This is a genomic window from Clostridium saccharoperbutylacetonicum N1-4(HMT), assembly GCF_000340885.1.
In the GTDB taxonomy this organism is placed as follows: domain Bacteria; phylum Bacillota; class Clostridia; order Clostridiales; family Clostridiaceae; genus Clostridium; species Clostridium saccharoperbutylacetonicum.
This window is the reverse complement of the sequence record NC_020291.1, coordinates 5321502-5335312: the sequence shown is the minus strand read 5'-3', so window position 1 is coordinate 5335312 and position 13811 is coordinate 5321502. Positions and strand designations below refer to the sequence as shown.

At 29.7% G+C, this 13811-nt stretch carries 9 protein-coding genes; 7 read left to right on the top strand and 2 right to left on the bottom strand.

The window, feature by feature from the left end:
- The first annotated feature begins 207 nt into the window (after positions 1-207).
- Complete coding sequence (locus CSPA_RS23555) at positions 208-1575, top strand: PTS transporter subunit EIIC (RefSeq protein ID WP_015394908.1); 1368 nt, start codon at positions 208-210, stop codon at positions 1573-1575.
- Positions 1576-1619: 44 nt separating this feature from the next.
- Positions 1620-4208 (top strand): glycosyl hydrolase, encoded by a 2589-nt coding sequence (locus tag CSPA_RS23550; RefSeq protein ID WP_015394907.1) that lies wholly within the window; start codon positions 1620-1622, stop codon positions 4206-4208.
- 86 nt (positions 4209-4294) lie between these two features.
- On the opposite strand, the gene CSPA_RS23545 is transcribed toward CSPA_RS23550, so the two are convergent.
- Positions 4295-6040: a cache domain-containing sensor histidine kinase gene (locus CSPA_RS23545; protein WP_015394906.1), complete on the bottom strand. Its 1746-nt coding sequence runs from the start codon at positions 6038-6040 to the stop codon at positions 4295-4297.
- A gap of 9 nt (positions 6041-6049) precedes the next feature.
- Positions 6050-6838, bottom strand: a complete 789-nt coding sequence (locus tag CSPA_RS23540; RefSeq protein ID WP_015394905.1) for a response regulator transcription factor — start codon at positions 6836-6838, stop codon at positions 6050-6052.
- 752 nt (positions 6839-7590) lie between these two features.
- On the opposite strand from CSPA_RS23540, the gene CSPA_RS23535 reads away from it, so the two are divergent.
- From CSPA_RS23535 to CSPA_RS23515, 5 genes are all read left to right on the top strand, one after another.
- A complete protein-coding gene (locus tag CSPA_RS23535; protein WP_015394904.1) occupies positions 7591-8412 on the top strand; it encodes an MBL fold metallo-hydrolase in 822 nt (273 codons plus the stop codon).
- A gap of 38 nt (positions 8413-8450) precedes the next feature.
- Positions 8451-10166, top strand: coding sequence for a methyl-accepting chemotaxis protein (locus CSPA_RS23530; protein ID WP_015394903.1), 1716 nt, complete (start codon positions 8451-8453; stop codon positions 10164-10166).
- Positions 10167-10377: 211 nt separating this feature from the next.
- Positions 10378-11706, top strand: a complete 1329-nt coding sequence (locus CSPA_RS23525) for an ABC transporter substrate-binding protein (protein WP_015394902.1) — start codon at positions 10378-10380, stop codon at positions 11704-11706.
- 175 nt (positions 11707-11881) lie between these two features.
- Positions 11882-12817 carry a carbohydrate ABC transporter permease gene (locus CSPA_RS23520; RefSeq protein WP_015394901.1) on the top strand — a complete coding sequence of 312 codons (936 nt, stop codon included), beginning with the start codon at positions 11882-11884 and terminating at the stop codon, positions 12815-12817.
- Positions 12817-13656, top strand: coding sequence for a carbohydrate ABC transporter permease (locus tag CSPA_RS23515; RefSeq protein ID WP_015394900.1), 840 nt, complete (start codon positions 12817-12819; stop codon positions 13654-13656). Before CSPA_RS23520 ends, CSPA_RS23515 begins: the two co-directional genes overlap by 1 nt.
- Positions 13657-13811 lie beyond the last annotated feature (155 nt).

Sequence of the window (13811 nt, the reverse complement as noted above, 5' to 3'; positions counted from 1 at the left end):
ATAAATTTGTAAAGTTCTGAGTTGATCCACTAAACTAAAAATATTGATTATATTGATAATTTATAACAAAATTTAAGATTATATTATAATATTAAGTTTGGTCAGTCAACTTCTTTTGTTTTGATATTTTTGCATAATGATTAAGATGATATCATTTACATATAGCAATAATAAATATTAAATTTATAAACTTAAGGAGGAAAATTTATGGATTATAAAGATTTAGCAAAGCAAGTAGTAATTCTAATTGGTGGAAAAGATAACATAGAAAATCTAACACATTGTGTAACGAGATTACGTTTTGTTTTAAAGGATGAAAAGATTGCAAAAACAGATGAAATTAAAAACACTAAAGGGGTTTTATCTGTAATTCAGCAAGGTGGACAATATCAAGTTGTTATTGGAACAGAGGTTAAAAAAGCCTATGCTGCTGTTTGTGAAGAGATTGGTATGACAGATGGTACTACAGAAATAAAAAAAGAAGACAGTGAAAAGAAAGATAATTTATTTAATGCATTTTTTAAAACAATTATAGCTGTTATAGGACCAATTCTTGGAGTATTAGGTGCAAGTGGTATATTAAAGGGTGCATTATCATTATGTACGACTTTTAATCTATTAGCTCCTACTGATGGAACGTATCAAATTCTCTATGCATTTGCAGATGGCTTTTTTTACTTTTTACCAATTATGTTGGGATTCTCTGCATCTTTGAAATTTAAAAGTAATCCTTATTTAGGAGCTGCTATCGGGGCAGCACTTGTGTACCCTAACATAGTAACTGCATACACTCAGCATAATGGGTTAACTTTTTTAGGAATTCCAGTAATATTAATGAGCTACACAAGTTCCGTATTTCCAATTATTATAGCAGCTTATATAGCATCAAAAATAGAAAGATTCTTTACAGAAAAATTGCCAACAGCATTTAAATCAATGTTTTCGCCTTGTCTTACTGCAATAATAGTAGTACCACTTACATTTATAGTAATTGGACCAATTGCTACATATATGAGTAATGGATTAGCAGCGTTAACTAGTGGTCTTTATAACTTAAGTCCATTATTTACTGGTATTTTCTTAGGAGCATTTTGGCAACTAATTGTAATTTTTGGATTACATTATGCATTTATTCCAATCTTAATAAATAACATAGCAACTATGCATCAGGACCCAATAAATGCTATACTTTCAGTAACTGTTTATGCTTTAGCTGGTGTGGCGTTAGGTTTTGGATTAAAGGTTAAAGATAAAGAAAAGAAGGCCTTTGGATTTTCAAATTGTTTAACAGGATTGTTAGGAGTAACAGAGCCAATTATCTATGGTATTGCACTGCCATATAAAAGAACCTTTGTATGTGCATTTATAGGTGGTGGTATTGGAGGGGCTATTACAGCAGCTGCAGGATTAATGATGTATGGATTTGGTGGTGGAGGAGTTCTAGGAGCTCCAATGTTCTTAAACCCAACAGGAAATAATGGGCATTTTATTATTTACTTAGCAGCTTCAGCAGCATCATTTGTAGTTTCAGGTGTTTTAGCATATTTATTTGGGGTAAAAGGTGACGAAAAATAACCTAATAAATATTTGATTTTTAATTAATTAAGAGGAGAAGAAACATGAAAAAAGTAAAAGAAGTATTATCAGGAAAATATTCAAATCACATTTTTCCTCTATTTTGGCAGCACGGTGAAGAAGAGCAGGTATTACGTGATTATATGGATAAGATCTATAATTCAGGAATCAAATCGGTTTGCGTAGAGGCTAGACCACATCCTGATTTTTTAGGGGATAAGTGGTGGATGGATATAGACGCCATAATAGATGAAGCTAAAAAAAGAGATATGAAGGTTTGGATTTTAGATGATTCTCACTTTCCAACAGGCTTTGCAAATGGTCGCATAAAAAATGAATTTCCTCATCTTCGTAAGCGATTTTTAGGGCTAAAAGTATTAGATTTTGTTGGCCCTATGAAAAATGCAGAGGCGATTATTAAGTATGCATTATCAGACAAGGAAGATGAAATAATTGGAGTTATTCTTGGTAGAAAATTAGATTATGAAAATGTAGACCCAGATACTCTAATGGATATTACAGAAGGAGTAAAGGAAAATAAGACAGTTTCCTTCGATTTGCCAGAAGGTCAGTGGAGTGTTATGATTCTGTATACCAGTTTTAATGGTGGAGAAAAGCAGACAGAGGGATATTTAAATCCAATAGATCCAGAAGCAACAGATATTTTAATTAATACTGTATATGAGTCTCATTATGAAAAATATAAAGAAGAGTTTGGACAAACTATAGTTGGCTTTTTCTCAGATGAACCACGCTTTGGAAATATGCATGGGCCATTAGGTTCTATAGGGCGTTTTGACATGGTACTACCTTGGCGTAAAGATATGTTAGAGCTTATGGATAAAAGGCTAGGAATTTCTTCACTTATGTATTTGCCACTTTTATTTATAGAAGGTGGAGAGAAAGCTCATCACATTAGATATGTATATATGGATTTAGTGAGTAGATTATATTCAGAAAATTTTAATCAAAGAATAGGAAATTGGTGTGAAGAACATAACGTTATGTATATTGGACATACTATAGAGGACAATAATGCTCATGGAAGACTTGGATATGGAGCAGGACATTTTTATCGTGCTATGGCAGGTCAGCATATGGCAGGTATTGATGAGGTACTTCATCAACTAATGCCAGGGCAGGATTACTGCGTAAATAAGGCTATGACCAGCAATGGATGGGATGGAGAATTTTTTCACTATGCATTAGCCAAGCTTGGAACATCACTTGGACATATGGATCCTAAGAAAAAAGGAAGGACTATGTGTGAAGTTTTTGGCGCATATGGCTGGGCAGAAGGTAATAAAAAAATGAAGTGGACTGTTGATCATATGTTAGTTCGTGGAGTAAATGAATTTGTGCCTCATGCGTTTGATCCAAAGCAATATCCTGACTTTGACTGTCCTCCGCATTTTTATGCTCATGGAAAAAATCCACAATTTGAAGGCTTTAAACTATTGATGGATTATACAAATCGTATGAGTCATTTACTTTCTGATGGTATTCATAGAGCACCTTTAGCTATTGTGTATCATGGAGAAGCAGAGTGGGCTGGAGAATATATGCTTCTTCAAAAGCCAGCAGCAGAACTCACAAGAAATCAAATAGATTTTGATATTTTACCAATAGATGAATTAGTAAAAGCAGAAAGTAATTATGATGGCATAAAAGTGAATAAAGAAATTTTTAAAGGGTTAGTAGTACCTTATGCAGAAGCTTTACCAAAAGCATTTTTAGAAAAAATCTTAGTATTTGCTAAAAAACAAATGCCTATTTATTTCTTAGAAGCACTACCTGTACGTGAAAGTGAAGGAAATTATATTGAATCTGTTTTAAAAGAAATGAAAGCAGAAAAAAATATTCATGTGATTAATTTAGATGATTTAGTAGACGATTTAAAGAAAGCTGGGTTATATGAGATATCTACAAGCTCTTACGAGCCTTATTTGAGATATTATCATTATGAACAGGAAGATGGTCATATATTTATGTTTGTAAATGAACATCCATATAATATTATATCTACAAAGTTGAAAATACCATTTTCAAGTACAGCATATACTTATAATGCAATGGAGAATATACTTAAAGAAGATGAAAATGCTTTAAAATTAAATCTCTATCCTTATGAATCAAAGATAGTTATTTTTCCTCATACTCAACTAGAGTATGAAGGTGGAAAGGAACAAATTCTTACAAAAGTAGAAGAAAAAGCAGTAGAGGGAATATATAAAGTATCTTTTGCAACTAGCAAAGATTTTAACGTATTCGAGGATGCAATAACCTTAGACTCTTTAATTCAGTTACAGGAATTAGATGGAAAAGAGGATTTTGCAGGGATTATTCGCTATGAAATGAGTTTCAACGTTGATTCAAAAAAAGCTAAATCCTATTTAGTATTAAAAGGAGTTTCAGAAAGTGCAAAAGTTATCTTAAATAACAAAGAAATAGGTATGAAAATAGTTCCACCATATAGATTTGATATTTCTGATTACATTTTTGAAGGTGAAAATAAGTTAGTAATAGACGTGAGTACAACACTAGTTAGAGAACAATATGACTGGTTATCCCAATACATGTTATTAGAACCAATTGGCATTACAGAAAGCATTATAATAGAAAGTTATGAATAATAAATAGCCTCACTAGTTATAGTGAGGCTATTTATTTAAGGGATTAATACTAATTAGTTTTATTGGCTGCATAATTTTAATTAGGCTTAGGATGTGGGAATTATGATGTAAATTACAGTTCCAAAGCCTGATTTACTATTTATTTTAAGACCATAATCATTTCCGTAAGTTAATTTGAGGCGTTTGTTTGTATTAAACAAACCAATATGATCTGTGTGATTGCCATCAAAATTCAACTTATTTTTTATTGCTTCAAGATTTTGTTTATCAATTCCAATTCCATTATCAATAATTGAGAGCATTAATGAATCATTTTTTAATGTTATTTTTATTTTAATGCTACCTTTCCCTTCCTTATTTTTTATTCCGTGGTAAATACAATTTTCAACTAAGGGCTGTATTAATAACTTAATTGTTGAAATAGATTTTACCATATTGTCGTAAACCCATATTACATCAAATTTATCCGCATATCTAATCATTTGAATATCTAGATAGGCTTTAGTATATAAAATTTCCTCCTCAAGAATAACCTTGTTACAAGGTTTTCTTAAAGAATAGTCTAATATGCTAGATAAGTTTTCTATCATCTTAATTGGCTTACTATTACTCCCAGTTTCCTTTATTACTTCCCAATATATTGTATGTAATGTATTATACAAAAAATGAGGGTTTATTTGAGATTGTAGTGCAATAAGCTCCATATTTTCTAGTTTATATTTTCTTTCAGATAATTGCACTTTTAAATAATGTTGTTCAATAAAGGTTGTAAGTAAATTTTCTATAATATAACTGTATTCATTTTTTGTACTGCTATTTATCACTGGCAGAGTCTGATTATTCTTAGCTGAATCAATTATAGATATAATATTTGAAATTTGATTATAGTTTTTTCGAGTAAGATAGAAAGTTAGAATTAACCCTAAAATAAACGAAACTATCAATAATGCAATAGTGTTTTTAAACAATCTCATAGAAACATTATATAAAATGTCTTCAGGAATTATAGATATGTAGTTCCAAGAAAATTTATCAGAATGAATGATTGATTTACTTAGAAATTTTTTTTCTGATGGAGAGTATAAAATATTATTATCTAATTTTAAGAGTTCATTTGTATCAAAATTAGCTATATTAGTAGAAGTATTGTTGCTAATAAGTTCATTGGCATTATCATCTAGTATAAAGATTTTTTGTTCAGGTGCAGTAGCTGCTTTATTAAGTAAGTTTTGTATATAATCAGCTTTAATATTCAAAACTATAACACCATTATTTAGAGCCATTCTTTTATAAACGGTTATAAGTTTGGTTTCATTTTCTTCAAAATTATATTGTTTTATGTTACGAGCTTCTATCCACATTTTTTCATCTGATTTATGATTCAAATAGTTTTTGTACCAAGAGGTATCAAAGTAATTATTTAAATTTGTTATACCATTATTAGTGGTATAAAACCTGCCATTCTCATTTTGGTAATAGATATGAATAGAATAAATATACGGCTTCGAATTAGCAAATGAATTCAAAAAGAAGCAAATTTTATCTGTATTTGTTAAATCTGATGAAAGTAAAGTTTCTTCTTTTGAAACATTCTTTAGAGTTAAAGCAATGCTTGGTGTGTAATCGAATTGTATATTAAGCGGATCTAATTCATTAAAAATCAAGTCAATGTTAGACTTGGTTTGATTTAGAAGATCTGCATTATTTACTGTTATCTGATTTTTAATATATCTTTGAGTAATAATTATAGATAAAGAACCTAATACAAATGTTGGGATTAGGATAGGAAGCAAAAATATAATTAAATTCTTTATGAAAAAGTTCTTGTTCAAAAAAATTCATCACCTTTCAAAAGCGCCAGTATCAATTATCTCTCTTTGATTTCTATATTCTTTAGGACTTTTTCCATAGAAGTTCTTAAAGGTTCTAGTAAAATTTTTTGTATTACTATAGCCAACCATTTCACTGACTTCATAGGTTTTATATCTTATGTCGTCTAAGAGTTTAGCAGCATGATTCATTTTTGTTTTTATTAAATAATTAGAAAAGCATTCTCCAGTTTTTTGCTTGAAAAATTGACTTAAGTAGTTAGGATTCATGTGAACAGATTCAGCAATATCTTCAAGTTTAGCACTTTTATAGTGTTCATTCACATAAGTTTTAACAAAGGATATGATTTTTGAGTCATAATTTGATAAATCTTTAAAATCATTTACAGGTATATCTAAAGAATCATTTTTGTTAGCTAAACCTTCATTGTCCAAAATTTTTTTCAAAGAGGAAAATACTTCGAAAATTTCATTATATTTTGAAGGCTTTACAATATAATGACTGACACCGTAAATTAGAGCATTACGAGCATAGTCAAAGTCTTTATAGGCACTTAAAAAAATAATTTTTGTTTTTATGTGGCGATTAAATATTTCTTTAGCAAGTCCAATACCGTCTAAAAAAGGCATTTTTATATCGCAAAGGATTACATCAACTGGATTATTTAAAATATATTCTAAAGCAACTTTTCCATTTTCTAATTGATCAACAATTTCAAATTCCAAATCACCCCATGGGAAATAGCTACATAATAAATTTCTGGATTCCTTTTCATCATCTACGACGAGTAGTTTATACATTATAATATTCCTCCTATCAAGGTATCTTTATTAATTTTATGATTTAGTTTCATATTAATAATCATTGTAAGTATAGCTTTTTTGGCAAGAGTATCTTATATTGTATGATTACGTATACATAAAGATTTTATCATATAATAATTAAAATTGCATACATAAAACATTAAGTATGTTAATAATGGTGAGAAAGTGACTCTAATAATAAGAAAATGATGAATTATATGATAAAAAGATACCTTTTCTATTAGTTATTTATGAAGTTATGATAAAAGGATACCATTTATAATAATAGATATCTTATGTAAATAATTACATTTATGCTAGAATAGCATTATTATGAACTAAAAATATCCAAAGCGAGAATTAGACATATGCGGAACTTACCGAAATTAAACACATATTTATTACAGCGGACTTATGAAATTTTCGCTGGATGGGCTCTAAGTGGAAGGATGCACCCATTTCTGCATGTTCCTAAAGTAAATTTATGACAAGCAGAAAGTGGAACAACCTTCCACTAATAACCATCACAGCTTAATTTCATATGCCGCTTGCACAAATATGTATCTAATTTCTAGTGTAGTGTTATGATTATAATTTCTCAAGAGTGTATGCATATTACATTTATAAGTTTGATTATTCATTTGGATATCTATAATAAAGTGCATAGTTTAAGTACTTGTGTAAAAAATAAGCAATTTATTAAGTTGCAGGCTAATAATAAAGTGATTTTAAGAATTGGAGTGATTGATATGTATAATGAATATTATTCAATTAGGAAGGTAATGGATGGAGTATATCATATAAGTGATCCTAATAAAATATGCTGTACGCTAGTGGTGGGAAATGAAAAGGCATTGTTATTTGATACAGGTTATGGTATTGGAAAGCTAAAACAAGCAATTAGCTCTATAACTGTTTTACCTATTATTGTTGTAAACAGCCATGGTCATCTTGACCATATGGGAGGAAACTATGAGTTTGATGATATATATATTCATGAAGCTGATATAACATTAGCAAAGCAGATTCTTTTATCAGATAAGAGAAAATGGACTGTGAATAATTATAAAAAAAATATAGGAATTCCGAAAGATTTTAGTGAAGAAGAATATATAAGTAGAGATTATAATATGAATTTTACTTCTATAAAAGAAGGTGAAATATTTGACTTAGGAGGATATGAGCTTGAAGTAATTTATTGTAAGGGGCATACAGCTGGGTGTATTTCATTAATTGAAAGAAAAAGGAAACTTTTACTTTCTGGAGACACGGTATTACAACACGTATGGATGTTTTTAAAGGAAAGTGAGAAAATGAGTGACTATATAGACAGCCTTAATAAATTAAACAAATTAGAGGTTGATATTATTCTTACATCTCATTCTAATGAACCTTATAACAAAGAGCTATTACATAATTTGATTCGCTGTGTTGATAATATTGATATTTCTAAAAGCACTCCTTATTTTAATGAAGCATATCCATATGAAGCATTTATGTATTCTGAAGGTGGCGAACCCTTTGCCAGTAAGGAATATGTTTCTATTGTTTTTAGTGAAGATAAATTGTAATACCAAAAATTACGAGAGAAAATTTGGAGGGATATTTTGTGAAGTGGTTTAAAAATCTAAAAACTATACAAAAACTAATTTCTGCATTTGTTTTAGTAGCATTATTTATTGTTTTAGCAGGAGGTGTTGGAATAATGAATATGAAACTAATCAAAGTTAATGCAGATAAAATGCATAATGATAATCTTGAGTCCATAAAACAATTAACAACTATAAGGCAGAATATAGCAGATATTCGATTTGATATTTTAAAAATTGATGCTCAGCGAAATATAAATAATCAAAATGAAGCTGCTGAAAAGGAAGTTAAGAGATTATATGAAGAAAATGAAGAAATTATAGCTACCTATGAAAAAACAGCATTATCTGATGAAGAAAAAAACGCATTAGCTTTAATAAAAGAGGATATAAAATTGTATAAAGATTCAAGTGAATTAATTATGAAATTAGCAAAGGAAAATAATTATAGTGAAGCTGATGACAAATATCTTAATTTAGGACCTGTTAAGACAGCCTTATATAATCACTTAGGCAATTTAATTAGAATTAATACAAATCAAGCTGATGATTTATATAAAGAAAATAATTTTACATATCAGAGTGCTATTTATAAAATAATTATGATAGGAACTGTAAATTTAGTTATAGCTATTATGTTAGGGACGTTAATAGCTATATGGATATCTAAACAAATAAAAAAAGTTTTGAATTTTGCAGAAGCAATTGGTAATGGTGATTTAACCAAATCAATAAAAATCAGTTCAAAAGATGAGTTTGGAAATCTTTCTAATGCATTAAATAAAGCTAATAATAATATAAAGAGTCTAATAAATGAAATAATGCATAATGCAAGTGATATGGGGGCAACAAGTGAGGAATTATCAGCTACAGTAGAAGAAGTCTCAGCTAAAATGGAATCTATAAATGAGTCAATAGAAGAAATATCTGCAGGGGTGCAGGACTTGAGTTCTACAACTGAAGAAGTTAGTGCATCAACAGAAGAGATAACAGCAAACACAAATAGTCTTGCCAATAGAGCAAATGATGCAGCAGGTTCTGTAAATGATATTAAAAAGCGTGCATTGTACATAAAAGATAAAGCAGCAAATGAAATAAAGGAAAGCAATTCAATATATATGGAAAATAGATCTCACATATTAAATGCTATTGAAGAAGCAAAAGTAGTGAATGAAGTTAGGATGATGGCAGATTCTATTGGAAGTATTGCAGAACAGACTAATTTATTAGCATTAAATGCAGCAATTGAAGCTGCTAGAGCTGGAGAACAAGGTAAAGGGTTTGCAGTTGTTGCTAATGAAGTGAGGAATTTAGCGGAGCAATCTTCTGAGGTAGTAATGAATATACAAGCCATGGTAACTAAAGTACAGCTAGCGGTGACGAAATTATCAAAAAGTAGTCAAGATGTACTTGTGTTTATAGATAATAATGTAAAATCTAATTATGAGTTTCTTAATAAAACAGGTATTCAGTATGAAGATGATGCAAAATTTATGGATGGTATAATAAATGAAATCTCAGCATCTTCAAAGCAAATGAATGAATTAGTTGAACAAATATCATATGCATTTCAAAATGTCTCTGGGACAGCAGAAAAATCAGCTACAAGTTCGGAGGATATATCAAATAGTGTTAATGAAGTGACTTTTGCTATTAATGATGTTGCTAAATCTGCAGAAGGTCAAGCAGAACTTGCACAAAAGTTGACAAATATGATACAGAAATTTAAAGTGTGAAGATGTTTACAATTATGAGATATTGACACTAATCATAAGAAAACGATACCTTTTAGTATTTATTATAAAAAAAGTCCTGTTAAAACGATACCATTTCTAATAATAGATCACTTATGTAAAGAATTACATATGTGATAGAATAACATTAAAGCTGCAGCAATTAGTGAAATTTTAGTGTGTTTACCACTATATAAGATTTAGGAGGATATTTATGAAAAATAGAAAAAGAATCATTGGTATTTTATGTGCCCTCTCAATAACGGCATCTATGTTTGTGGGGTGTGGCAGCTCTTCAAAAGATGCTGCTAAAGATAGTAGCAAAGGAGAACAAGTTACTCTAAGATTTTCTTGGTGGGGAAGCGATGTACGTCATAAGGCAACTTTAGATGCAATAGATTTGTATATGAAACAAAATCCTAATGTTAAGATAGAAGCAGAATATGGTGGTGTTGATGGATATCAAGATAAATTATCAACTCAATTAGGTGGTGGTACTGCACCAGATCTTATCCAAGTAGATAATCCTTGGATTTATGATTATGCAAAACAGGGGGAAATGTTTTACGACTTAAATGAATTTAAAGACACAATTGACATGAGTGGGTTTGATAAAAAATTCTTAGATGGTTATTGTACACTTAATGGAAAAATTCAAGGATTGCCAATGGGATTAAATGCATTAACTGTAATTTACAATAAGGATATTTTAAAAGTTGCTAATGCAGATATAACTAAAGATTTAGATTGGGATAAATTAATTGAAGAAGGAAAGAAAGTTCATGCACAAAATAGTAACAATTACTTAATAAATGCTGAACAAAATAATTTTATTGACTTTATTATTATGCCATATGTTATCCAAAAAACTGGACAACAATGGATAAAAGATGATTATACAATTGGATTTGACAAAGCTACACTTACTCAAGCTTTTGAACTTGAAAAGAAGTTATTTGATGAAGGAATTGTACAACCAGCAGAGCAAAGCTTCACTTTTAAATCTAAACCAGAGCAAAATACTGCATGGATAAATAAGCAATTTGGTGGTGCATTTACTTGGGCAGCTGGTATAGGAGTGCTTACTGGTACTTTAGGAGATAGTGCAGATGTTACATTATATCCAGTGCCTAAAGATGCAAAAAGTTCAGGAATAGTAGTAAGACCAGCGACTTTACTTTGTATTAATAAAAAATCTGCTAATGCAAAAGAAGCAGCAAAGTTTATGAACTTTTTCTTTAATGATAAGGAAGCAGCTAAAATTTTAGGAGATGTTAGATCTATACCTCCTGTAGAAGCTTCAAGAAAAGCTGCATTAGATGCAAATAAAGTAAACCCATTAGCAGTTAAAGCTGTTGAAGCAGCAACAAAAAATCCAGGATTAATATATAATGGTGTTTCTAGTAATTCAGAAATAAGAAATATTTTATTGACTGAAATTGAAAATGTTGCATATAAAAAGTTTACACCTGAACAAGCAGCGGATGACTTGATTAAGCTTTATGAAAATAAATTAAAAGAATTGAAGAGCGCTGCAAACTAGAATTAATCAACACATGGCAATGTTATTTTTAGAAAGCTCCAGCAAATAAGCTTAATTTCCATTGAGTATATTAACTTTTCTAAGGAAAGAGTTATATATTAAGCTGGAGCTTTTACTGTATAAATAATTAGCTATTTCAAGCTATTGATTTGAAGTAAAGGTAGGAGGTTTTTACGTGGAACAAAATACAGCAATTAATTTAAAGAGTAGTGTTACCCGCAAGAAAAGTAAGGTATTAAAAAAATATACTGGATTATTATATATAGCTCCATGGTTATTGGGATTTATTGGCTTTCAATTATACCCTTTGATTTCATCATTTTATTATTCATTTACAAATTTAAGTTTAGGTGGAACACCTAAATTTGTTGGTTTAGATAATTATATTCGTATATTTACAATAGATCCAGAATTCTGGAAATCTCTAAGTGTGACAATAATATATGTATTTACATCTGTCCCTGCAAAATTAGCTTTTGCGTTACTTATTGCAATGATTTTAAATTCAAAATTAAAATTTATAAATGCTTTTAGAACTATATATTATATTCCATCTATACTTGGAGGAAGTGTTGCAGTATCAGTATTATGGCGTTTCTTATTTATGAAGGATGGGACAATAAATCAGATTTTATCTATATTTTCAATACCACCTTTAGATTGGATAGGGAGTCCTAGTTTAGCATTATTTACATTAGATATTCTAACTGTATGGCAATTTGGTTCTTCAATGGTATTATTTCTTGCTGGATTAAAACAGATACCAGCGGAATTATATGAGGCTGGAATAATGGATGGTGCATCAAAGTTTAGAATGTTCTTCACTATTACTATACCAATGTTGACACCAATAGTATTTTTTAACGTTATTATGCAATTAGTTGGGTCATTCCAAGAATTTACATCAGCCTTTGTAATCACAGGCGGTGGACCTATGCAATCAACTTATTTATATGGAATGAAGTTGTACTTAGAAGCTTTTAGATATTTTAAAATGGGATATGCATCTGCTTTATCTTGGGTTCTATTTTTAATAATATTGTTCTTCACAGTTATAATATTTAAAAGTTCAAAGAAATGGGTTTATTATGATGATGGAGGCGATTTCTAATGAAAAAAAAATCAAGAAGCACAATTCTTAGATATGCAATTTTAATAATAGTTGGAATAGTTATGATTTACCCTGTTGTGTGGCTTTTCTTCGCTTCCTTTAAAGGTAATGATGAATTATTTGGTTCCGCAGCACTACTTCCTAAAGCTTTTACGTTTGATTCCTATATTCAAGGTTGGAAAGGAACTGGACAATATGGGTATAGCACATTTTTCCTTAATACAATAAAGCTTGTTATACCAACTGTACTATTTACAGTTATGTCAAGTGCTGTGGTGGCTTATGGTTTTGCAAGATTTAAATTTCCATTTAAAAAGATATTATTTGCGCTTATGATATCTACACTTATGCTTCCAAATGCTGTTGTTATAATCCCTAAATATATGCTATTTAGAGATTTAGGTTGGATTGATAGCTATAATCCATTTATTGTACCTGCAATTTTTGCTGGATATCCATTTTTCATCTTTATGTTAGTTCAATTTTTTAGAGGCGTACCAAGAGAATTGGACGAGGCAGCAACAATTGATGGCTGTAATTCCTTTACTATATTTTTAAGAATTATGTTGCCATTAAGTAAACCAGCATTATTCTCAGCAGGAATATTTCAATTTATGTGGACATGGAATGATTTCTTTAATTCTTTAGTTTACATTAATAGTGTTAATAAGTTGACTTTACCTCTAGCACTTAGGATATCACTTGATGCATCAGCCTCAGTTAACTGGAGTCAGATAATGGCTATGGCATTAGTAAGTATATTACCTTGTATTTTAATATTCTTCTTTGCCCAGAAGCATTTTGTAGAAGGAATCGCGACAACAGGAATGAAGGGGTAAAATAGTTAAATGGCAAAAGTATAGTTAATTTATCATAGCTATGCTTTTGTTTTTTAAGCATAAAGTATTGTTTAGTAAGCTAATAAAATGCGAAATTATAATTATAAAATGCAAGGAATTAAGATTGCATGAATGATTGTTAGGTGGTGATTAAC